General features: G+C 38.9%; 14 protein-coding genes. 10 read left to right on the top strand and 4 right to left on the bottom strand.

The features are described from left to right. The first annotated feature begins 138 nt into the window (after window positions 1–138). Complete coding sequence (scpB, locus tag ATS74_RS11495) at window positions 139–729, top strand: SMC-Scp complex subunit ScpB (RefSeq protein ID WP_058549032.1); 591 nt, start codon at window positions 139–141, stop codon at window positions 727–729. After that, the gene (gene rluB, locus ATS74_RS11500) at window positions 726–1595 is read left to right on the top strand and encodes a 23S rRNA pseudouridine(2605) synthase RluB (RefSeq protein ID WP_058549033.1); all 870 of its coding nucleotides are present in this window, start codon (window positions 726–728) and stop codon (window positions 1593–1595) included. The genes scpB and rluB overlap by 4 nt, the downstream gene beginning before the upstream one ends. 64 nt (window positions 1596–1659) lie before the next feature. Here rluB and ATS74_RS11505 read toward each other — a convergent pair whose 3' ends face one another. Beyond that, window positions 1660–2406, bottom strand: coding sequence for a YciK family oxidoreductase (locus ATS74_RS11505; protein ID WP_058549034.1), 747 nt, complete (start codon window positions 2404–2406; stop codon window positions 1660–1662). Window positions 2407–2613: 207 nt separating this feature from the next. Here ATS74_RS11505 and ATS74_RS11510 point away from each other — a divergent pair, with 207 nt between their 5' ends. Beyond that, window positions 2614–5043 carry a VolA/Pla-1 family phospholipase gene (locus tag ATS74_RS11510; protein WP_058549035.1) on the top strand — a complete coding sequence of 810 codons (2430 nt, stop codon included), beginning with the start codon at window positions 2614–2616 and terminating at the stop codon, window positions 5041–5043. Between the two features lie 101 nt (window positions 5044–5144). Beyond that, window positions 5145–6161 (top strand): protease SohB, encoded by a 1017-nt coding sequence (gene sohB, locus ATS74_RS11515; RefSeq protein WP_058549036.1) that lies wholly within the window; start codon window positions 5145–5147, stop codon window positions 6159–6161. Window positions 6162–6227: 66 nt separating this feature from the next. Here sohB and ATS74_RS11520 read toward each other — a convergent pair whose 3' ends face one another. Beyond that, on the bottom strand, window positions 6228–7562 hold the full coding sequence (locus ATS74_RS11520; RefSeq protein ID WP_058549037.1) for a dicarboxylate/amino acid:cation symporter: 1335 nt from the start codon (window positions 7560–7562) through the stop codon (window positions 6228–6230). Window positions 7563–7755: 193 nt separating this feature from the next. On the opposite strand from ATS74_RS11520, the gene ATS74_RS11525 reads away from it, so the two are divergent. After that, complete coding sequence (locus ATS74_RS11525; protein WP_058549038.1) at window positions 7756–11061, top strand: Ig domain-containing protein; 3306 nt, start codon at window positions 7756–7758, stop codon at window positions 11059–11061. A gap of 248 nt (window positions 11062–11309) precedes the next feature. Continuing rightward, window positions 11310–14015 carry a type I DNA topoisomerase gene (topA, locus tag ATS74_RS11530; RefSeq protein WP_058549039.1) on the top strand — a complete coding sequence of 902 codons (2706 nt, stop codon included), beginning with the start codon at window positions 11310–11312 and terminating at the stop codon, window positions 14013–14015. 306 nt (window positions 14016–14321) lie between these two features. Here the strand turns inward: topA and ATS74_RS11535 are convergent, their stop codons facing one another. Beyond that, a complete protein-coding gene (locus tag ATS74_RS11535; protein ID WP_058549040.1) occupies window positions 14322–14564 on the bottom strand; it encodes a hypothetical protein in 243 nt (80 codons plus the stop codon). Between the two features lie 242 nt (window positions 14565–14806). Between ATS74_RS11535 and ATS74_RS11540 the strand changes: the two genes are divergently transcribed. After that, entirely contained in the window at window positions 14807–15358 is a 552-nt protein-coding gene (locus tag ATS74_RS11540; RefSeq protein ID WP_058549041.1) for a TIGR00645 family protein, read from the top strand. A gap of 121 nt (window positions 15359–15479) precedes the next feature. Here the strand turns inward: ATS74_RS11540 and ATS74_RS11545 are convergent, their stop codons facing one another. Then, window positions 15480–17105, bottom strand: coding sequence for an alpha-glucosidase family protein (locus ATS74_RS11545; protein ID WP_058549042.1), 1626 nt, complete (start codon window positions 17103–17105; stop codon window positions 15480–15482). Window positions 17106–17759: 654 nt separating this feature from the next. Between ATS74_RS11545 and ATS74_RS11550 the strand changes: the two genes are divergently transcribed. From ATS74_RS11550 to ATS74_RS11560, 3 genes are all read left to right on the top strand, one after another. Then, window positions 17760–20561 carry a TonB-dependent receptor gene (locus ATS74_RS11550; RefSeq protein ID WP_058549043.1) on the top strand — a complete coding sequence of 934 codons (2802 nt, stop codon included), beginning with the start codon at window positions 17760–17762 and terminating at the stop codon, window positions 20559–20561. A gap of 121 nt (window positions 20562–20682) precedes the next feature. Then, window positions 20683–22176 carry a tryptophan halogenase family protein gene (locus ATS74_RS11555; protein WP_058549044.1) on the top strand — a complete coding sequence of 498 codons (1494 nt, stop codon included), beginning with the start codon at window positions 20683–20685 and terminating at the stop codon, window positions 22174–22176. Next, window positions 22176–24029, top strand: coding sequence for a glycoside hydrolase family 13 protein (locus ATS74_RS11560; protein WP_058549045.1), 1854 nt, complete (start codon window positions 22176–22178; stop codon window positions 24027–24029). Before ATS74_RS11555 ends, ATS74_RS11560 begins: the two co-directional genes overlap by 1 nt. The last annotated feature ends 80 nt before the right edge of the window (window positions 24030–24109 follow it).

Raw genomic sequence — 24109 nt, forward strand, 5'->3', positions numbered from 1 at the left:
TTAGTTAATAAAAACAGCCAGCATTAATTGCTGGCTTTTTTGTGCATTTAATTTAGATAAAAGGCAGATATATTTTCCACCTTTTATGATGTTCTGTCATAATAGATGGCTGTGTATTTTAAAAGGCTGAGCAAAATTATGGCGGGTCGTCGAATTAGTGATGAGCAATTAATTGAGATCATTGAAGCGGCTATATTTGTCGCAGACAAACCAGTTAGTAAGCGCCATTTAAAAGACACAGTACTTGCTGATTTAGCTATATCAATGGCAAGAATTAACGCTGCAATTGAAGCTATAGAAAGCCACTTTCAGACACGAGGTATACGCCTTGTAGAAGTTGGCAGCGGTTATCGGTTTGAGGCTTGTAGTAGCTTAAGCCCTTGGCTGAGCAATTTATGGCAAGAACGAGCGCCTAAGTATTCGCGCGCGCTTTTAGAAACGTTGTCGTTAATAGCCTACAGGCAACCAATAACACGTGGTGAAATAGAGCAAGTAAGAGGCGTTACTACCGGCTCAACAATTATAAAAACCCTTCTCGAGCGTGAGTGGGTTAAAGTGGTAGGGCATAAAGAAGTGCCGGGTAAACCGGCATTATATGCAACTACTAAGCAATTTTTAGATTATTTTTCGTTAACAGGTTTAGAGAATTTACCTGCTTTGCCATCAGATCAGCAAAGCAAAATTAATCAGTTAATGAGCGATCCTTCTGTGAGAGAACCATCCGAATGAGTATACAAGGTGAAAAGTTACAAAAAGTCTTAGCCCGTGCAGGCGTAGGCTCACGCCGTGAAATGGAAAAATACATTGATGCTAACCGCGTTAGTGTAAATGGTAAAGTAGCTAAGTTAGGCGACCGTGTTGAAGAAACCGATTTAATTCGTGTTGACGGTCATACTGTAAAAATTGAAGAAAAAGCAGATCGTATCTGTCGTGTAATTATGTACAACAAACCAGAAGGTGAGTTAAGTACACGTAAAGATCCTGAAGGCCGTCGTACTGTATTTGATCGCTTACCTCGTATTGACGGTGAACGCTGGATTGCAGTTGGACGATTGGATATTAATACTGCAGGCCTAATGTTATTTACCAATGACGGCGAGCTTGCAAATCGTTTAATGCACCCAAGCTACGAAGTAGAGCGTGAATACTCAGCTCGAGTATTTGGTGAAGTAACGAATGAAACAGTTAAAAATCTTACTCGTGGTGTTGAACTAGAAGATGGTCCCGCTAAGTTTTTAAGCGTAAAACCAATGGGCGGCGAAGGTATTAACCGCTGGTTTAACGTTACACTTAATGAAGGGCGTAACCGCGAAGTTCGTCGTTTATGGCAGTCTCAAGATGTTGAAGTATCTCGCCTTATTCGTATTCGTTACGGTAAATTAGAACTTGATAAGCGTGTACCTCAAGGTGGCTGGAATGAGTTAGACCTTGAAACAGTTAACTATTTACGTAAAACAGTTAAGCTTGGTCGTGAAACACAGACTAAACTTTCGGTTATGCCTGAAAAGCGTAAAGATAAGCGCGCTAAAATCAATCAAATACGCAAAGCGGTAAAAAAGCACAATCAACGTGTTAAGCAAACTAAACGTAAGTAATTACCAGATATTTACAGACAAAAAAGCCGCAATTTATGCGGCTTTTTTATGATTGATGTGTATTTTATTTTTTCTGTTGCGCATCAAGTGATTCGCCATTTACTGATGCTGAGTCATCACTCATTAAGTATAAGTAGGTTGGCATTAAGTCCTCAGGCGTGGCAAGTTTGTCTCTGTCTTCACCTGGATAGGCTGCAGCACGCATAGACGTCCTGGTTGCACCTGGATTTATGCAATTTACACGAATAGACGTCTTACCTACTTCGCACGCCCATGTTTGCATCATGCCTTCTACAGCAAATTTAGAAATAGCATATGGTCCCCAAAATTCACGGCCTTTTCGTCCGACACCTGATGATGTGAAAACGACTGATGCACTTTTTGATTTACGTAGTACAGGGAAAAGCGCTTTAGTGATCATTGCTTGTGCCGTTACATTTACTTTCATTATGTTTTCAAAAGTAGATGAACAAAAATGCTCTAACGGGCCAAGAGATCCTAAAATTCCGGCATTATTAAGTAACCCATCAAGGCGGCCAAATTGGCTTTCTATAGTGGCTGCTAAATCACGATAGTTTTGCTTAGTCGCTCCTTTTAAATCCATTGGTACAATAGCGGGCTGTGGGTAACCAGCATTTACTATTTCATCGTAAACACACTCAAGTTTATTAGTTGTTTTTCCTAATAAAATTACTGTTGCGCCATGTTTAGCATAGTTTATTGCGGCTACTCGGCCAATACCATCGCCTGCGCCAGTGATCAAAATAACTTTGTCTTGCAGTGCGTTTTCAGCTGCTTGATAAGTGTGCATAAAATTACCAATTAATAAAATTTTTATGATTTTAACATAGCAAAACGTGAAGTAATCGAATTTATTGTAAATTTAGGTGGCGAAAATAGAAACTTTACGTTAAGTTTAACTGGTCTAATGTCTCATTAATAAACTAGTTACATTATTTTAACTTTAACACACTGAAAAAACACACTATAAAAATAAGATATGTGCGGAGCCAACAATATGAAGAAAATGCTACTCTCACTCTCTGTTACAGCTGCATTAGCAGGTTGTGGCGGCGGAGAAACGTTAGAAGACGTTAAGAACGACACAGCAACTATAGTTCCAAATGCAACGGTTACTTTCGATCCTGCAAATGGAATTTTATCAGTTCCTAATGATTTATTAATGAGCGGTACTCAAGACGGCACACTTAATATTCCTGGGGAATTAGATGATGACAACGTATCTATTTCTCGCGCTGCTTATTCAGACCCTCAACTTGCTCTGGGTGCTTTAGATGGTTGGTCTTCACAAGTACCCTATAAAATTGATTTAACGTTTCCAAGCGGTGTTTCGCTTGATGAAACATCTGCTGCAAGTCCTGGTACGCTCAGAATTTTTGAAGTTGTGATGGGCGCAAGTCTAACGGATGCAGAATGTTCTGTAGTTACCGCTGGTACAGCCTGTAAATTAGTAGGTGAACTTACATTTGGTGTAGATTTTATAACTCAAGCCTCTGGTGATGGAGTCGCTGTTATACCGCTTAAACCATTTACACCAGGTAGCTCTTACATAAATGTTTTAACTACAGGGCTTAAAGATTCGTTAGGACGTCCTATTCAACCTTCTTCTACTTACGCTTCTGTAAGTGAAGAAGCTCCGCTTATTACCGATGCTCAACTTGGGTTACAAGGCGCTGTAAATAGCTACGAAAACGTGGTTGTAAGCTCAGGCGATATTACCAAAGAAGATATTATCTTTTCTTCTGCGATGACGATCCAATCAGCAGGGCCAGTACTTGGTACTATTAAAAATTTACTTGCAGCTAGTTTGCAAAATGATGCATTGCCAACACCAATGGTTAATGTACCTGAGCAAGATGTAGTGAATGTTCAGCAAGTTTTTGCAGCAGCTGGTGTTACAGTATCAGCTGCTTTTTCTGGTGTTCAGTATTTAAAAGGTAACATTACATTACCTATGTATTTAGGAACACCAACAGGAACAGAAATAAGCGATTTAAACGATACATACTGGCAAGGTATGTGTGATAACGCCGTTGCTATTTTGGGGTATAAAGCAGCAGTTGGGGAATCGTTTCCTACAGAGCCTGTGAGTGAGAATGATGCGCTCTGTTCAGCTTTAAGCGATGGGCAACTTCGTGATTTAGGTTTGGATTCTACTCGACACTTAACTAAGTATAATTCTATCCCTAAAGTTCAAAGCATGGCTGATGTGCCAGTACAAATAACTAAACCAATTTTACCCGTTATAAACGGTATACGCGCACAACTTCAGTTAGATGCAATTGAAATGCCTGAAAGTGGCTGGCCAGTAGTCATTATGCAACATGGCATAACTACAGATAAAGAAAGCATGTTAGCACTGACCGCGCAACTATCAATTCAAGGATTTGCTACAGCAGCAATAGATCACCCTCGCCATGGTGAGCGTGGAGTTGATGTTGATGATGATGGAACAGACGACTTTAATGCAACAACGGGCTCTGTGCTTAGTTATATGAATTTAAGTTCATTGCTTGTTGCGCGTGATAGTTTACGTCAATCTTCAGCTGATTTATTAGGTTTACGTTTAGGGTTAAACTTTATAAATGATGCAACGATTAACGCACAAGACGTCACTTACATTGGTCATTCATTAGGCTCTATTGTCGCTCCTGCATTTATTTCACAAGCAAATAATCCATTAGCGCCAACGGTTGATCCATTATTTAATGTAAACACAGTAGCACTTGCGAGTGGCGGTGGCGGTATTGCTAGCTTCTTACTTGAGTCGGCAGCATTTGGTCCATTTATTCAAGGTTCAGTGTTATCTCAAGCTGGCACAACAGAGGCAGATGAGTTTAACGCATATTTACAGGCTGATGCAGTGTCTAACTGTGGAGTCGTGTTACCAGATACAGAAGCATATTTAACGTGTGGTTATAACGAGTATGTAGCTTCTTTAACTACAGCTGGTGAAACAAGCAAGCTTACTAATATTCAAGGTGTGTTTACTCAGTTTGCATTTGCTGCACAAACAGCCCTTGATAGCGGCGACCCAACAAATTATGCGGCAGCGGTACAAGCTTTAGGTACACCTGTTTATACAAATGTTGTTGTAGGTGATGGCGCAGATAATAAGCCTGATCAAGTGATACCACCAATGGCTGCAAATAACCCTATTTCGGGCACAATCCCACTGGCCACTTTTATGGGGCTAGAGACTGTAAGCACAACTCAAGCGTTGAGTGAAACACCAGCAAGCTACTTAGTTAAATTTACTAAAGGGCACCACGGTTCTATATTAACGCCTGCTCAAGATGCTGCAGAAGCGGCTACTGTAGAAGGGAGCGCGGCAGCAAATGCAGAAATGCAAATGCAAGTTGCTGTTTACTTAGCAACACGTGGTCGTATGTTATTAGTAACAAATAGTGAAGTTGTTACTGATTAATCTATTACTTTAAACGTTAACTTATAAAAGCCACTGTAAAGTGGCTTTTTTTTGGTTAAAAGCATGATAAATTAGCTTAAATTTATAAATGGAGAAACCAGTTGGAATTTTTATACGAATACGGTTTGTTTTTTGCCAAAACAGTGACATTTGTTATCGCAATTGCCGTTGTGTTAATGCTTATAGTTGCATCCGCCGTTAAGCCAAAATCGAAAAAAGGTGAGATTGAAATTGAAGATGTATCTGAAAAACTTAACGAGCTCAAAGAAAGTTTTTTGCACAATACATTGTCTAAAAAAGAGTTAAAAGCGCATCAAAAGCAGTTAAAAGCTCAGAGTAAAAAATCAGTCAGTGATGAACCAAAGCCTCGTTTATATGTAGTCGATTTTACGGGTAGTATGGATGCGCACGAAGTAGAAAGTTTACGAGAGGAAGTGACTGCTATTATTTCGATTGCAGATCCTAAAACAGATAAAGTATTAGTGCGTTTAGAAAGTGGTGGTGGGGTTGTTCATGGCTATGGGCTTGCAGCATCTCAGTTACAGAGAATTAAAAGCGCGGGTATTCCTTTAAGTGTAGCAATTGATAAAGTAGCAGCAAGCGGCGGTTATATGATGGCTTGTGTAGCTGATGAAATACTTGCAGCGCCATTTGCAATTGTAGGTTCGATTGGGGTGATTGCACAAATTCCTAACTTTAATAAAATATTAAAGAAAAACGACGTAGACTTTGAACAAATTACAGCAGGTGAGTTTAAACGTACACTCACATTATTTGGCGAAAACACAGATAAAGCACGTGAAAAGTTTCGTGACGAAATTGAAGAAACTCATGGTTTATTTAAAACCTTTGTAAGCACGCAGCGCCCAAGCCTAAATATTGATTTAGTGGCTACAGGTGAGCATTGGTTTGCAACGCAAGCAATTGATAAAGGCTTGGTAGATGTTATTAAAACCAGTGATGATGCTTTATTAGAGCAGCAATCTGAGCGTCAAATATATAAAGTAAAATATAAAGTTAAAAAGGGGCTAAGCGATAAACTAGCACTTGGATTAAGCAGTGGTGTAAATAAGGTAGGGGTCAGCTTACTTTCAAAATTTAAGTCAATGAATCCCTAATTATTAAAAATAAAAAAAACCTTGATGCAAAACATCAAGGTTTTTTTATAACTATATTTCTCAGCATTATGAGTCGATAGACTTATGATAATCTTCTAAGTCTTTTGCAGCATTTGGGTCGTTGAAAATGCTCTCATCAAGCTCGCCTTCTGATTTAGCAACCACACAGGTAACCATACAATCACCGGTAACGTTAACCGCAGTGCGTGTCATATCAAGTAAGCGGTCTACGCCGATAATTATTGCAATCCCTTCAACAGGAAGTCCTACCTGGTTAAGCACCATTGCTAGCATAATTAAACCAACACCGGGTACGCCTGCAGTTCCTACAGAGGCAAGTGTTGCCGTTAATATAACCATTAAATAATCAGAAATAGTTAAATCAACACTAAACACTTGAGCAATAAACACAGTAGCTACACCCTGCATAATAGCGGTGCCATCCATGTTGATAGTAGCGCCTAGCGGTATGGTAAACGACGCCACTGAGTTGTTTGCACCTAGTTTTTTTGTTGCTGTTTCAAGCGTGATAGGCATAGTTGCGCTAGAGCTTGAGGTACTAAATGCAAATAAACAGGTGTGCTTCATTTTTGCTAAGAAAATAAGTGGGTTTAAGCCTGTAAGCACTTTAAGTAGTACCGTGTAATTTACAAGCGCGTGTAATAATAATGCTAATACAACAACACCAAAATACTTGGCTAAACTAACAATTAAGTTAAGCTCGATAGTTGTAAATAATTTAGCCATTAAGAAAAATACACCGTAAGGTGCAATATTCATTAGTAATGTTACAAGTTTTAAAATAACTGTATTTAAGTCTTCAAAAACACTTGCTACACGCTTGCCAGTTTTACCACTTAATGCCATTGCTACACCAAATAATAGTGCAAACACTATGACCTGAAGCATATTACCTTTAGCCATTGCTTCAAACGGGTTAGTAGGGAACATATCTATAATTACACGGGCAAGGGTCGGTGCTTCTTTAGCATCGTAAGTTGCATTAGATGGTAGGCTGATGCCTTCACCAGGGCTGAATAACAGAGCAAGAGTAATAGCAACGGTAATGGCAATTGCCGTTGTTAGTAAATATAGGCCAATAGATTTTCCACCTAAACGCCCTAATTTTTTAGGATCACTTAAACTACACGTACCACAAACAAGGGATACAAATACAAGTGGTACAACTAACATTTTTAAGCTGGCTATGAATATTTGGCCACCAACATGAAAAATACCATCTACGAAAAAGGCTTTAATTGGCAAAGAGAATAACCCAAGTGGTATTAGATAATCGTCTTCACCAGCTAATATAGCCTGAAATATAAAACCTACTGCAACCCCAAGCGCCATACCAATCATGATGCGAGTGGTTAAACTCATTGAACGGATTTTTGACATATTCCCTGATCTACATTTTATAAATTTGCCATAGACTACCAGCAAGGAAATATTTACTACAGAAAAAATTAGTATTTATTTAAAATTATTTTGCGCAAAAAAGTAATAAAAAACTGAGATTTTAGACTAAGTTATAGGTTAATATTAAGTGAAAATTAATTTTACATATAATAACAACGCTAGGGAGAGGTTCATGCCTTTAATGCGACTGCTCGGCATTTTATTGCTTAGTTTTTTACTCACAGCCTGTGGTGGCGGTGGGTCACTTGAAAAAGATGGCACCATCGGTGATGACGATGATACAACAACCGAGACGTCCACATACACTGTGAGCTTAAAAGGTTACCTGCAATCAAGTGATACGGAATCTAATACCGTTACAGCTGCAGCACCTCTCCAGCTAAAAGCTACACTTGAAGATGAAGACGGGGATGCAGTTGCTGGTGAACGAATAACCTTTACCTTGGCTGATACAATAGGTGAGCTAAACCCAACTACGGGTACAGCTCTCACACAATCAGACGGTATAGCGACCATTGAGCTAACAGCTGGTGAAAATGCAGGTGCAGGGGAAGTAACAGCAACCTACACAATCGACAGTGTTAGTTACACTGATACATTTGCTTTTGAATCAGATGGTGCCCAGTCAACAGATCCTCAGTTAGAAGTTACTATAGTCAACTCATCAGGTGAGTCAGCTAGAAGTGTTGATTATGAAAACCCAGTTACGGCCCAAGTTGTGCTATTAATTGATGATGAGCCAGCCGCTTTTAAGTTAGTTGAATTTGTACTAACAGGTTTAGGTACAATTAATCCAACAAATGGTACTGCATTAACGAACGACCAAGGCATTGCAACTATTAGCCTTTTAGCTGGAACAGAAGCTGGTGCAGGTTCAATAGTTGCTACTTACACTGATAACGAAAACACAGTATTTAGCTCTGATGCATATACTTTTACTACCGAAGGCGACGCGCCAGTTCAAGGTGAGTCATTAGATTTTTCAATTAGTTTAAGTCTTACATCTTCAACAACACTTGCAGAAATTAGTACCATAAGTGCTACAGACAGTGGTGTTATAAAAGCAACAATTTTAGATGGCGATGGGGTTGAAGTTGACGGCGCTGTTGTTAATTTCTCTTCTACGTTAGGTAATTTGATTCCAAGTATTGGCACAGCGTTAACAAACGAAAGTGGCGTGGCTTCACTTAATTTAACCTCTGGGACTGTTGAAGGTGCCGGTGAAATAACAGCACAATATGAAGGAGTTGAACAAACGTTAGGTTTTTACACTCGAGGTGATGCTGTAAATCCTGATCAAAACACTGCTGATATTAGTTTTTCAATTTTAGAAAATTGCCCTGCAAACTTTAAGTCAGTAAGAGATGCAAGCTCGTGTGATGCAGTCACAAGTATTTCGGGCGACTCAACCGCTATTCTTTATATAGAGGTTACAAACGAAGACTCTACTACACCACTTACGCAAACATTGGTAACAGCCACAACTACTATTGGTACTATTACCCCATCAACTGGTACCGCTATTACCGATGCTAATGGCATTGCACTGTTAGATATTGTACCAGGGCAAGATGTAGGTGCTGGCGAAATTACAGTTTCAGTACTTGATAGTAATTTAACAAAGGCATTTCAAATTGCTGCTGTAGATATAGAAATTGCTATTTCAAGCTCAATTGCTGCTGATGAGCTTTTAGCCGCAGGTGCAACAGCATTAATATCTATAGAAATCTCTAAAGATGGTGAATTATACACTACACCGTTAACGGTTGAGTTTTCGTCTGGTTGTGTGAGTTCAGGACAGGCATTAATTGACGAAACAGTTACTAGTATTGGTGGATTTGCACGCTCAACTTATCGCCCATTAACCTGTGTTGGTGGTGATATAATTACAGCAACAGTTATTACTGGTGGTGATACAGTTTCTGCAAATACAACTATTAATGTATCACCAGCAAATATTGGTTTTTTACAGTTTGTAGAAGTTACTGAACCTGTGATTGCGTTAAAAGGAACTGGTGGTGCTGATAGAACTGAGATATCAGAAGTAACTTTTAAACTTGTTGATTCAAATGGAAACGATTTGGCATCAAGAACTGTTAATTTTGAACTTTCTACGTCTGTAGGTGGAATAACATTAGGTACCGCCAGCGCGATTACTAATGCCAGCGGTGAAGTTACAACGTCAGTTCTTTCAGGCTCTATTGCCACACCAGTACGTGTAATTGCATCAAGTGAAGAAGACGTTGATGGCAGTACTGTTATTGTAACGGCTCCTTCAGATATTCTTGTTGTCAGTACAGGTATTGCTGATCAAAATAGCTTTTCATTATCGCGTTCTATTTTCAACCCTCATGCTTTGAATGTGGATGGTAATACAGTTGCGGTTAACGCTCGCCTAGCTGATCATTTTAATAACCCTGTTCCAGATGGTACTGCGGTAACATTTATTACAGAGGGCGGAGTAATAGAACCTAGCTGTGTAACAACAAGCGGTACATGTAGTGTAACGTGGACCAGTAGTAACCCACGACCATTTACTGATTCAATGTACGAAAATAGCATTACTCAAAAATGTGATGGTGGATTACCTTGTCCATTAGGTATTTTAAATAACGACCTAACGGTAGATTTACCACTTGGTGGGCGCGCTACAGTTCATGCATATGCAATTGGTGAAGAGACCTTCTCAGATTTAAATGGCAATGGTTATTTTGATAGTGAAGACTTCTTTGATGATTTATTCGATATTCCAGAAGCATTTATTGATAATAACGAAGATGGCACTTATGGCGGTAAAGATTGTAATGATGGTACCGACCCATGTTCACGTGATAATTCAACCGGCGATGAGTTTGAAGAATTTGTAGATTTTGATGGTAATGGCGCTTGGACTACACAAAACGGTTTATACAACGGCTTATTGTGTCGTGAAGAAGATGAAATCGCAGGAATATGTAGCCGCCAAATGGTTAATGTGTTCCAAAACCAAGAGATTGTAATGTCAGGCGATACGGCATTCTTTAGATTAGTAACCTATGCTGACGATTGCTCGGCTATTGTAGGTGCTAGTGCATCTGAAGTGCGTGTGAATAGTGATCCTACAAGCCCGTTAGTTCGTCGTTCACAAAACGATGCAACCAGTCAGTTAATGTGTCAGGTTGATTCAATAGACTTAACACAAACTGCAACAGGTACGTCTAGTTTAAGTCTTACGGTATTTATTGCGGATATTTATAACAACCCAATGCCGGCTGAGACAACCATTTCTATTTCAACAGATAATGGTATTTTGATAGGAACCGATAGTTATACTTACCCTAATACAACAAGTATTGTACCGGTAGGGTTATCGTTTGGTATTACGCGTGAGGATTTGGATGGCGGTAATGAGCAATTTAGTGGTTTTTTAACTATCAGTGCAGAAGCACCATCAGGGTTAGAAACGACACTTTCAATTAACGTAACCGACGATTTATAATCGTTTTAAATAAAAAATGCCAACCTTTCGGTTGGCATTTTTCGTTGTGTTCTATATATTCCACATCAAATAATCTAAAAACACCTGTTTGTTTAATTTAACAGCAAAAATTGTTCGTTTATTCAGTAAATACAGAAAAGTTTGTATTAAAAGCTTGTAACAATTAGTGTTTGTAGATATACCTATAAATATTCGCGCCGTTTATACCGGCAAACACATTTTAAATATTTGGTTAGAAATAGGCAACTATGGGCAAATCGCTAGTAATTGTAGAGTCACCTGCTAAGGCTAAAACAATTAATAAATATTTAGGTAATGATTTTATCGTAAAGTCCAGTATCGGACATGTACGAGACTTACCTACTTCAGGTTCGAGCAAAGCTAAAGTGCCGGCAACTAAAACGCCAGCAGAAGTACGCAAAATGGAACCAGAAGAAAAAGCAGCGTATAAACAGCAACGAGATTACACAAATTTAGTTGCGCGTATGGGTATCGATCCTGAAAAAGGATGGAAACCTCATTACGAAATATTGCCAGGTAAAGAAAAAGTTGTTCAAGAATTACAAAAATTGGCTGAAAATGCAGACCAAATATACCTCGCAACGGATTTGGATAGAGAAGGGGAGGCAATTGCTTGGCACCTTCAAGAAATTATTGGTGGAGAACCTGAAAAGTATAAGCGTGTAGTTTTTAACGAAATTACTAAAAATGCGATTCAACAAGCTTTCGAAACCCCTGGTGAGTTAAATACCGATATGGTTTACGCTCAGCAAACACGTCGCTTTTTAGACCGTGTTGTAGGCTTTATGGTTTCGCCTTTGTTGTGGGCAAAAGTCGCACGTGGGCTTTCAGCAGGTCGAGTACAGTCAGTTGCAGTTCGTTTACTTGTAGAGCGCGAGCGTGAAATTAAAGCATTTATTCCAGAAGAATTTTGGGATATTCATGCTGATGTTAAAAACGCTGAATCAGAGTTACGTTTAGAAGTAGCCAAACAAGCAGGTAAGCCATTTAAGCCTGTAAATGAAGCACAGGCTACAGAAGCAGTTAAAAGCCTTGAGAATGCCGAATATAAAGTAATAAGTGTTGAGGAAAAACCAAGTAAGAGTCGCCCAAGTGCTCCTTTTATTACTTCAACTATGCAACAGGCTGCAAGTACTCGTTTAGGGTATGGTGTTAAAAAGACCATGATGCTTGCTCAGCGCTTGTATGAAGGTGGTTACATTACCTATATGCGTACCGACTCAACTAATCTATCTAAAGATGCTGTTGAAATGTGCCGCGAATATGTAACACAAGAGTTTGGTGATAAATATTTACCAAAAGATCCAATTAATTACAGTTCAAAAGGTAATGCACAAGAAGCGCATGAGGCAATTCGACCTTCGAGTGTAAGTGTGCTTTCTGGGCATGTAGAAGGTGTAGATGCGGATGCTAAAAAGCTTTATGAGCTAATTTGGCGCCAATTTGTAGCGTGCCAAATGGTACCTGCAGAATACGACTTAACAACACTGACTGTTGCAGCTAACGATTTTCAACTTAAAGCTAAAGGGCGAGTGCTTCGCTTTGATGGTTGGACAAAAGTACAGCCGGCAGTACGCAAAAAGAATGAAGAAGATCAATCATTACCAGCTGTTAAAGAAGGCGAAGTACTTAGTTTAATTGAGCTTGACCCTAAGCAACACTTTACTAAGCCGCCAGCGCGTTTTAGTGAAGCAAGCCTAGTAAAAGAGCTTGAAAAACGTGGTATTGGTCGACCATCTACGTATGCATCAATTATTTCAACGATACAAGATCGTGGTTATGTACGCGTAGAAAACCGTCGTTTCTTTGCTGAAAAAATGGGTGAAATAGTTACCGACCGTTTAGTTGAAAACTTCACTGATTTAATGAATTTTGATTTTACAGCAAAAATGGAAGGTCGTTTAGATGACATCGCCGAAGGCGAACGTGTTTGGACACAAGTACTTGATAAATTTTATGCTGATTTTTCTACTCAGTTAAACATAGCTAAAGATGAACCTGAGCAAGGTGGTATGCGCCTTAATCAAATGGTTGAAACCGATATTGACTGTCCTACATGTGGCAGAAAAATGGGGATTCGAACAGCATCAACGGGTGTGTTCTTAGGGTGTACAGGTTATAGCTTACCGCCTAAAGAGCGTTGTACTACAACGATGAATTTAGTGTCGGGTGATGAAGCTGTTGCTGCTGATGTAGAGGATGAAGAAACTGAAAAGCTAATGCAAATGAAGCGTTGCCCAATTTGTGAAACGGCAATGGATTCATACCTTATCGATGAAACTCGAAAACTGCATGTCTGTGGTAACAACCCTGCATGTAAAGGACATATAGTTGAAGAGGGCACTTTTAAGATTAAAGGTTACGATGGGCCCATTATCGAGTGTGATAAATGTGGTTCTGATATGGAGCTTAAATCAGGTCGTTTTGGTAAGTACTTTGGCTGTAATAACGAAGAGTGTAAAAATACTCGTAAGTTACTCAAAAATGGGGAAGCAGCGCCACCTAAAGAAGATCCTGTTCATATCACTGAGCTTGAATGTGAAAAGTCTGATGCGTACTTTGTACTGCGTGATGGTGCGGCAGGTATATTTTTAGCTGCTAATACGTTCCCTAAATCACGTGAAACACGCGCACCTAAGGTAGAAGAGTTAAAACGCTTTAGAGATCGTATTTCACCTAAGTTTTATTACTTAGCAGATGCCCCAGTTAAAGACCCTGATGGTAATCTTGCCGTTGTGCGTTATAGCCGTAAAAATAAATCTCAGTATGTAATGACTGAAGTAGACGGTAAAGCAACTGGCTGGACTGCTCATTATGAAGCGGGTAAATGGGTAGAAGAAGCGAAGAAAAAAGCTGCGCCTAAAAAGAAAGCGGCTGCTAAAAAAGCACCAGCTAAAGCAAAAGCAAAGCCTAAAGTTAAAAAAGAAGATTAATAAGTATTTAGTTACTTATTTACCTTTTTATAGCACATAAAAAAACCGGAATGCACAGCTTGTGTCATTCCGGTTTTTTTGTACCTAGTTATACCAACCTGCAATAATACTTAATCATTCTGCAGGGCTAAACGTGTCGCTATCTGTGTTAAAAAATTCTCAATTAGAACAACTAAATAGCGAATTTTTTGCCTAGCTATCAACACGTTTTTCTAGCCTCAAAATAAATCAATTAATTAAGCGAATTGGTATCAAATGTTTTCGCAACGGCTTTATTAGCAGTACATTCAACTAGGTGTATTGGTATTAAATCTTAACAGAAGATACTTTTTTATAACCTTCAGATTCAAGCTCATCATTTACGCATCTTAATACGTAGGCATTTATCTCTTCATTGCTTACGTCATCATCTTTAGCCCAGTTAATACACATTTCTGTGTACTCTTTTATCATTTCGGCTGAAGCTGTTGGCGTATCGTCTGCTACCGCGTAAGTCGCAGATACTGCAAATAGTGGAGCTACGATTAATGCTAACAATGCTTTTTTCATTCGTTTATTCCTAAATAAATGGTGTGATGACTGATTTAACTAGTCTAAATTAAAGTACAAATCAGTAGTGCCCAATCCAGAACAATTCTGTTGGTAAGTTGATTTTTAATCGAAAACGAAATAAAAGATAACGAAAAATTTTTATCGTGAAGATGAGAAAATTACGCTTAAATTATATTATAAGTATTTGTGTTGTAATAATTTATAAGCTAAGGTCGCTTTTTTTATAAAAAGTAAAATGAATGGCTGATCAGCAATCAAATATCCCTCACGCACCTCGTAAAGTACACAAGGTGGAGCAAAGGTTAGAATCATTTATATTTGCAGGGCGTTGGTTACTCGCGCCGTTTTTTGTGGGCTTATTGTTTGCAGTAATACTATTACTTATAAAGTTTTTTAAACAACTTTATTTAATGGGCATTGCAACCTTTAGCACAACAAATCAAGAATTACTCGTTGGTATACTTACGCTGGTTGATACAGCCTTATTAGCAGGTTTGCTTTTAATTATTATTTTTAGCGGCTATGAAAATTTTGTCTCAAAGCTCAATATTGAGGGCCATGAAGATAGGCCTTCATGGATGGGGAAGGTTGGTTTCTCTGGTTTAAAAATGAAACTTATTAGCGCTATTGTAGCCATATCTGCGGTTGAGCTTTTAAAGGTATTTATTAATTCAAATATTCACTCAAGTGATGAGTTATTTTGGAAGGTGATTATTCATATTACTTTTGTAAGCTCAGGCGTATTATTTGCGCTCACTGATTATTTAAATAGTAAAACACAATCACATTAAAAAGGTTAAGTTAGTGCTTTGGTGGCAGCTATTTCGTCTCATACCGACAAAAGTGGCCCTAAGCTTTAAGCGCACAAAAAAGCCCGATAAAATCGGGCTTTTAAAATATGTTAGGGCTTTATTAATTTACAAAAGCAAAATAGCACCCAAAACCGCCTATGCTTAACGTATTACCCTCTAAAGTGGCATTACAATGAGATAGTGAATCATGCGCTTCAGTCACTGTTTTACTCAGCTCAAACGTTTGATTTGTGCCAGCTAAATTAAACACACACATTATTGTTTGCTCGTTTAACGTTCTGTAAAAGGCAAGAATTGGCTCAGCAGTATCAATAAACTCTATGTTGCCTTCTAATAACACAGCATGCTCTTTACGCCATGCCATAAACTCACGGTAGGCATTAAGTATAGATTCTGAATCTTTATCCTGAACAGATACAGCACTTTGAGTGTGCGCGTTATCTACAGGTAACCAAGGTTTTGCATTACTAAAACCTGCATGTTTTGAGCCATTGTTATCCCATGGCATCGGTGTTCTGCAGCCATCACGACCTTTAAAGTTTGGCCAGAAAGTAATGCCATACGGGTCTTGTAAGTCTCCAAATGATACAGACGCTTCACCTAAACCTAGTTCCTCACCTTGATACATGCATACACTGCCTCGTAATGAAGCAAGGAGAGCTGTAAGCATTTTACACTGAGCTGGGTCTATTTCACCGTTTTGGCTCCAACGACTTGCTACACGCTCTACATCGTGGTTACTAAACGCCCAACACGGCCAGCCCTCGAGCATGCGCTGCTCAAGTGTTTGTACTGTTTCTCTTATGTATTTACTTGAATAATCATCAGTAAGTAGTTCAAAGCTGTAACCCATGTGTAGTTTGTCACCACCTTGAGTGTACTCTGCCATTGTCGCCAATGAATCTTCTGATGAAATTTCACCTAACGATACAGTGCCTGGGTACTTATTAAGTAATGCGCGTATATCTTGCATAAACTCAATATTTTCTGGCTGAGTGTTATTATAATAGTGATACTGAAAGGCATACGGATTGTCTTCACTAAAACCACGTCCTTGGCGTTTATCTTTAGGTTTCGCTGGATTATCGCGCAGTTGTGCATCGTGGTAGCAAAAATTAATTGCATCTAGCCTAAATCCATCAACCCCTTTTTTAAGCCAAAACTCAACGTTATCAAGTACTGCTTTTCTTACTTCTGGGTTATGAAAGTTTAAATCAGGCTGTTCGGTTAAAAAGTTATGTAAATAGTACTGACCACGACGAGGCTCCCATTGCCACGCACCACCACCAAATATAGATAACCAGTTATTAGGCGCTGTACCATCTTCTTTAGAGTCAGCCCAAACGTACCAATCTGATTTATCATTATTTTGATTTTCACGACTATCTAAAAACCATTGATGTTGATCCGATGTATGACTTAATACTTGGTCAATTATAATTTTGATGTCGCGTTTATGTGCCTGATCTATTAACTCATCAAAGTCGTTCAAGTCACCAAAAAGAGGGTCTATGTCGCGATAATCGCTGATATCGTAACCAAAATCTTTCATAGGTGATTTGAAAAATGGAGAGATCCAAATAGCATCAACACCAAGGCTTTTAATGTAATCAATGCGATTAATTATCCCTTTAAGATCACCAATACCATCGTTATTGCTGTCTTGAAAGCTTCGCGGGTAAACCTGATAAATAACCGCACCTTTATACCACTGCTGTTGGGCCATGCTTTTCTCCGTCGTTCCACACAGTATTTATATTGTTATTAGTTCGATTGAAACAATCGCTAAATTTTCAAAAAGCATACGTGAAGGGGGCTACTCTGTAAAAAGTCTGCATACGTATGCAGCTAATTTACTTACTTAAATGCGCTTTTAAAGAGGTGTATTTAAGGTGCTGTTTTTTTATTGCTAGCTTTACCAATCATGCTTTTTACTTATGAATAAAATAGTGCGGTCTGTTTTGGTGCTTATTTTAAAAGGCTTGCACGGTATTGGTGAAAGTGATGAATGGTCTTACCAATTTCATAAAACATTAAATTATTAAAATAACTTACGTAAATATTAAAAATTGCTTTATTTAACGCTATTTACACGCTGTATCATGGGTAATTCATAGTGCGAACATATCTATTTTTATAAGACTCATTAACAATCATGTTGCACCATAATAATAAATTTAAAATCAATAGCTTAGCTTTTATTTTGTGAACCAACTGTTAATTTATATTACATTGCATGGTCTTGAATACGTATGCATAAAGTTGTTAATAAAATAATTCGAGCGTTAATATTGATGCTGACAACAAAATTAGCTCGCCTGTTTGACTATCACTCAAATAAAGAAGCGAGTATCACAATATGGGTAACGGGAAAAACATCATGTCTATGTTCAAACCAAGTATATTAACTTTGGCATTAGCAACTGCAGGTTTAGCAAGCTTTACCTCTGTAGCAGCGCAAGAAGATACAGTTAAAAATGATGACGTTGAGGTTATCGAAGTAAAAGGCTTTCGTGGCAGTGTTGTTGAATCTATCAACACAAAACGCTTTTCTACACAGGTTGTAGAATCTATCTCTGCAGAAGATATAGGTAAACTACCTGACTCATCAATTGCTGAGTCTATTGCACGCTTACCTGGTTTAACAGCGCAGCGTTTAGATGGTCGTGCAAGCAGAGTATCAATTCGTGGTTTTGGTGAAAACGAAAGTGGTACTACGTTTAACGGCCGTGAACAGGTATCTATTGGTGATAACCGCGGCGTAGAGTTTGACCTTTACCCATCAGAAATTATGAGCGGCGTTACGGTATATAAAACACCAAACGCAAGTATCGAAGCAGAAGGTATTGCCGGTGTTATTAACATGCAAACCGTGCGTCCTTTAAGTAAAGGCGAGCGTGTATTTCAAGTTAATGGCCAATACGAGCAAACCAGCTTTGATAAACTAAACCCAGATGGTAACGACGATGGTTACCGCGGTACTATTTCATACATCGATCAGTTTGCTGATGACACCATAGGTGTTGCATTTGCCTTAACTTCAATGAGCTCACCAAACCAAGAAAAACGTTGGAACGCTTGGGGCTACCCCGAAAGAGAAGTAGGTGGCCAAACATATTCAATTTTAGGTGGTGCAAAACCATTTGTACGTTCATCGACACTTGAACGTGATTCAGCCATGCTCGTACTAGAAGCTGCACCGACTGACAAACTAAATATGACGTTTGATGCATTATATGTAGATTTTACAGATGAAAAAATCTTACGTGGTATCGAAATTCCATTTGCATGGGGGCAAGGTGCACGGGACGAAGACTCATTCGTAATAGATGAGGAATCTGGTTTTATTACGAGTGCCGTTACCGAAGGTCAACGAGTTGTTGTTCGTAATGACTACGAAGAGCGTGAAGCAGAATTAACCGCGTTTGGTTTTAATACTAAATACGATATTGACGATTCATGGTCAGTTGAATTTGATGCAAGTTACTCGCATGTAGATCGTAAAGTGTGGAGCCTTGAAAGTTACTCAGGTACAGGGCGCGGTGATTCACGTGGTGTTGCAGATAATTTAGGTTACACCTTTAATGGTAGTAATACAGGTGCTACGTTTACTCATGACTTAGATTATAGTGATTACAGCCTTATTCAATTAGGCGGTCCTTTATCGTGGGGCGCAAGTAAGGCCTTAAATAATCAATATGGTTTAATTGATGCTGATGGAAATGACATTTCTGGTTATAAAGATCAGGCACAGGATGGATTCATAAATGCACCAACGATTGAAGATGAGCTGTCTACGTTAAAGCTAGCTGCATCTAAAGTATTAGAAAACGAATACTTCAGCTCAATTGAGTTTGGTATGTCTTATAAAGAGCGTGAAAAAACAAAAGATTCGCAAGGTTTCTTTATGACGTTATCTGGCTTTTCGCTTGATAATCCTGGCATGCTAGCTGTGCCAGAGCAATATCGCATGGGTAGCGTTGACCTAGGCTTTATTGGCATGGGTGACATGATTGCTTACGATGTTAATGGGTTAGTAAATGACGGTTACTACAGCTTGTTAGATGAAAGCTTAACGAATACGAGCCATTTAACAAAATCGTGGACGGTAAAAGAAGAAATTACCTCAGTATTTGCACAGGCTAATATTAATGCCGAAGTAAGCGGCTTAGCACTTACAGGTAATGTGGGTGTACGTTATGTTCATACCGACCAGTCATCGCAGGGTAATGCATTTAACACTGTTGATGATATTGTGGTGGCATCACCTACCAATATTAGCCACGATTACTCACACGTATTACCAAGCTTAAACTTATCACTTGCGATTGATGAGCAACAAACAGTTCGCTTTGGTGCGGCTAAAACAATCTCTCGTGCACGTTTAGACGAAATGAATGCATCTATTGACGCATCTTACAATACTACACAGGATGAAAATGGTAACTACTGGTCTGTATCCGGTGGTAATCCTAATTTAGAGCCAAAAGAAGCAACTGGTTACGATTTAACGTACGAAAACTACTTTAGTGATGAAGGTTACTTCTCTGCTGCATTTTTCTATAAAGACTTAACGCAGTGGATTTTTGATGGTAAATACGAAATTGATATGTCGGGTGTTGCAGATCCATCAACAGGTGAAATTCCTGCAACATCAGAGGGCACAGGTAGTGGTAAAGTAAATGGCGGCGGCGGTGACCTATACGGTTACGAGCTATCTCTAGCGTTACCATTTAAAATTTTCCACCCGTCACTTGAAGGCTTTGGTTTAATTGCAAGCCATACAGGTATTGAGTCTGATATTGAAGATCAAAACGGTAATGAGTACGAGCTACCGGGTCTGTCTGACAAAATTCAAAGCTTAACGGTTTACTACGAGATGAATGGTGTGCAATTACGTACTAGTATGCGTAAGCGTAGTGCCTTTAAAGGTGATGTATACGGTTTAGGTTTTAACACCGAGCAAGTAGATATCCTAGGTGAAACAATTTGGGATGTTCAAGCGGGTTATGACTTTTCTGAAGCCGGTATTGAAAGCCTTGAAGGTTTATCAATTCAGTTCCAAATACAAAACTTAACAGAAGAGCCGTTTACATCGCTTTCTGGTGATAACGCGCTACAAGTTCGCGACTACCAAGATTACGGTCGTACTTACTTGTTAGGCTTTAGCTACAAGCTATAATAAAGATTGTGTGTAGGAGCCCTTGTAATTTGTGTTACAAGGGCTTTTTTATAGCTACTCTATCTAATACCAATCCGCAGTAAAACCTAATCATTTTGCGGGGCTAAACGTGGACAATAATATGAAACCAATAAAACACGTTGTCATTGCAGGCGGTGGCACCGCAGGGTGGATAGCTGCAGCTTTGCTTAATAAAGTGTTAGGCAAAGTAATTGACATAACGCTGATTGAATCAAGCACAATAGGCACTATAGGCGTTGGTGAAGCAACAATTCCGCCTATTATTCAACTTAATAACGCACTGGGTATAAACGAGCAAGATTTTATAAACGCCACCAATGCATCTATTAAATTAGGTATTGAGTTCGAAAATTGGAAAACTCCCTCTCATAGCTATATGCATGCTTTTGGCTCATTCGGAAAAGACTTTCCTTTTTGTGATTTTTACAATTTTTGGGTAAAGGGGAAAATTACCGGCTCTGAAGATAGCCTATGGGATTTTTCGTTAAATTACCAAGCCGCTCAACAGCTTAAATTTGCACCATTAAATACTATACCTAATACGCAATTACCTGGCTTGAGTTATGCGTATCACTTTAATGCAACTCGCTATGCAGAGTACTTAAAAACGCTTGCTACTTCGCGTGGCGTTAAACACATAGACGCTAAAATAGAGCAGGTTAATCAATGTCCGCACTCAGGCAATATTAAAAGCATAACACTTGATAATGACACCCAAATTAACGGCGATTTATTTATAGACTGTACCGGTCAGCGCGCTTTGTTAATAGAGCAAACACTTAATACAGGCTTTGTGGACTGGTCGCATTATTTACCATGTGATAGCGCCGTTGCTGTTCAATCTCAAGGCACTGATTCGCTAAAACCTTATACTCGCTCTATTGCGCATAGCGCAGGTTGGCAATGGCAAATTCCGCTGCAAAACCGTGTGGGTAATGGGCTTGTTTACTGTAGCCGATATTTATCTGATGAGTCGGCCACGCAGTTACTATTAAATAATTTACCCGCTGAGCCAATTACAGAGCCACGCGTTATAAAATTTAAAACAGGACGGCGCTTAAAGCAGTGGCATAAAAATGTGGTTTCGGTTGGACTCGCCAGTGGCTTTTTAGAGCCATTAGAGTCAACCAGTATTCACTTAATTCAAAGTGCAGTGACCCGTTTAATAAAGCTGTTTCCGCATTATGGTATTAGCGATGCGTTAGTCGCAGAGTTTAATAAGCAAAGCGTGACAGAAATTGAGCACATACGCGATTTTATTATTTTGCATTACAAACTAACAGAGCGAGAAGACTCGACGTTTTGGCGCCAGTGTAAGCAAATGGAAATTCCCGATTCATTAGCCCATAAACTCAATTTATTTAAACACACAGGAAAAGTAGTACGTGAAAACGACGAACTATTTGCAGAAGTTGCCTGGCAGCAAGTGTTTATAGGCCAAGGACTTATTCCCGATGATTACAATAGTATTGTTGACTCATTAAGCAGTGAACAACTTAACGATTTATTTTCTACATTAAAAACTCTTATTACTTCAACGGTAGAACAATTACCTACTCATAAAGATTTTTTAGCAAAAATTAAAAAGGCCTAATGATGCGATTTTTAAACACACTTTTACTTGTAAGTGCATGCACCTTACCAACCATTAGCTACGCACTTAACGTTGAACCTGCCAATTGGTGGGTAGGCATGAATAAAAACACGATTAACATCATGGTGCATGAGCAAAATATTGCAAACGAGCAAATTAAATTAGCTAAATACAACGGCGTTAAGTTAAATAAAGTAACCCGTACCGATAATCCAAATTATGTATTTTTAAATATTGCCATTACCGACGCCGCTAAAGCTGGAACGCTTAAATTTAATAGCAGTGAAGCGAGCCAAAGTTTCGAATTTCCACTACTTGCGCGTGATAAAAACAGTGTAAAGCGCCAAGGCTTTACATCTAACGATACCCTTTATTTAATCAACCCAGATCGCTTTGCTAATGGCGATGAGCAAAACGATACTGTTCCTAGCATGTTAGAAACGGCAAATCCTAGTATAAAGGGCGGGCGCCACGGTGGTGATATTCAGGGCGTTATAAACGCGCTACCCTATTTAAACGATTTAGGCGTTACACAGCTTTGGTTAACGCCAGTACTTGAAAACAACATGCCAGATTACTCTTATCATGGTTATGCAATTACTGACTTTTATAAAGTTGACCCACGTATGGGCTCAAATCAGTTATATAAAACGCTCTCGGTAAAAGCAAAAGAGCAAGGCATAGGCCTTGTAATGGATATGGTACTAAACCATTTTGGCTCAGAGCATGCTTGGGTTAAAGATAAACCTACCAAAGATTGGATTAACTTTAATGGTGAGTTTAAAAAAGGTAAAAACGCCACAAGCCATGCACGCCAAACTATACAAGACCCACACGCCAGCGAGTACGACAAACGCCAGTTTAACGATGGTTGGTTTGTAGAAACCATGCCTGATTTAAATCAGCGCCAACCACTGCTAAGTGAATATTTAATTCAAAACGCTATTTGGTGGATTGAATACGCGGATTTAAGCGGTATTCGCGTTGATACCTACTCTTACTCAGATAAAGCATTTTTGAGCGATTGGACAAAAGCCATTATGCAAGAATACCCAGACTTTAATATTGTAGGAGAAGAGTGGACCTCTAACCCTGCAATTGCCTCTTATTGGCAACGTGGTAAAAATAACCAAGATGGCTATACATCAAGCTTACCAAGCGTGATGGACTTTTCTTTGCAAGAGTCGGTAATTCAAGCGCTAAATGAAGATGAAAGCTGGAATACGGGCTGGGTTAAAGTATATGAGTCGTTGGCGAATGACTTTTTATACCCTGATACAAATAACATTATGGTATTTGCTGATAACCACGATATGAGCCGTGTATACACCGAACTTGAACAAGATGTTGCAAAAACTAAAATGGCCATGACGCTATTTTTAACTACGCGCGGTATTGCACAAATGTATTACGGTACGGAGGTTTTATTAGATAACACCCCAAGTAAAGACCATGGTGATATTAGAATAGACTTTCCGGGTGGATTTAAAGGCCAAACAAGTAATGCATTTACAGGTAAAGGGCTTACCTTGCAGCAAAAAGACATGCACAAAACAATTAGTACCTTGCTTAACTTTAGAAAAAACAGCACCGCGCTAGATAAAGGCAAATTAGTGCACTTTACGCCTCAACAAGGTGTGTATAGTTATGCGCGTATTAGCGACGAGCAAACTGTATTGGTATTTATGAATAAAAACACAAAAAAGCTAACGAAGAATATTGAATATATGCAGGAGGTAATACCAAAAAATGCTAAAGCGCTTAACATATTTACCAACAAAACACAGTTACTAGGTAACACAGTGGCTTTACCGGCAATGAGTGCAACTGTATTAGTTATAAATACCCCTTAATAGTTTACCTGAATACGTATGCAGCAACTGTATGGTTGCTGCACTAATCTTTAGTATAAAGTTATAAAAATACTGACAAA

The sequence above is a fragment of the Pseudoalteromonas sp. H103 genome, assembly GCF_001469205.1.
In the GTDB taxonomy this organism is placed as follows: domain Bacteria; phylum Pseudomonadota; class Gammaproteobacteria; order Enterobacterales; family Alteromonadaceae; genus Pseudoalteromonas; species Pseudoalteromonas carrageenovora.

What these genes read in the sequence shown, in the direction of transcription:
- ATS74_RS11545 (WP_058549042.1), bottom strand. Translation starts at nt 17,105, where the DNA reads ATGGCCCAACAGCAGTGGTATAAAGGTGCGGTTATTTATCAGGTTTAC.
- ATS74_RS11520 (WP_058549037.1), bottom strand. Translation starts at nt 7,562, where the DNA reads ATGTCAAAAATCCGTTCAATGAGTTTAACCACTCGCATCATGATTGGT.
- ATS74_RS11555 (WP_058549044.1), top strand. Translation starts at nt 20,683, where the DNA reads ATGAAACCAATAAAACACGTTGTCATTGCAGGCGGTGGCACCGCAGGG.
- ATS74_RS11535 (WP_058549040.1), bottom strand. Translation starts at nt 14,564, where the DNA reads ATGAAAAAAGCATTGTTAGCATTAATCGTAGCTCCACTATTTGCAGTA.
- ATS74_RS11505 (WP_058549034.1), bottom strand. Translation starts at nt 2,406, where the DNA reads ATGCACACTTATCAAGCAGCTGAAAACGCACTGCAAGACAAAGTTATT.
- ATS74_RS11560 (WP_058549045.1), top strand. Translation starts at nt 22,176, where the DNA reads ATGATGCGATTTTTAAACACACTTTTACTTGTAAGTGCATGCACCTTA.
- scpB (WP_058549032.1), top strand. Translation starts at nt 139, where the DNA reads ATGGCGGGTCGTCGAATTAGTGATGAGCAATTAATTGAGATCATTGAA.
- topA (WP_058549039.1), top strand. Translation starts at nt 11,310, where the DNA reads ATGGGCAAATCGCTAGTAATTGTAGAGTCACCTGCTAAGGCTAAAACA.
- ATS74_RS11550 (WP_058549043.1), top strand. Translation starts at nt 17,760, where the DNA reads ATGTCTATGTTCAAACCAAGTATATTAACTTTGGCATTAGCAACTGCA.
- ATS74_RS11510 (WP_058549035.1), top strand. Translation starts at nt 2,614, where the DNA reads ATGAAGAAAATGCTACTCTCACTCTCTGTTACAGCTGCATTAGCAGGT.
- rluB (WP_058549033.1), top strand. Translation starts at nt 726, where the DNA reads ATGAGTATACAAGGTGAAAAGTTACAAAAAGTCTTAGCCCGTGCAGGC.
- ATS74_RS11525 (WP_058549038.1), top strand. Translation starts at nt 7,756, where the DNA reads ATGCCTTTAATGCGACTGCTCGGCATTTTATTGCTTAGTTTTTTACTC.
- ATS74_RS11540 (WP_058549041.1), top strand. Translation starts at nt 14,807, where the DNA reads ATGGCTGATCAGCAATCAAATATCCCTCACGCACCTCGTAAAGTACAC.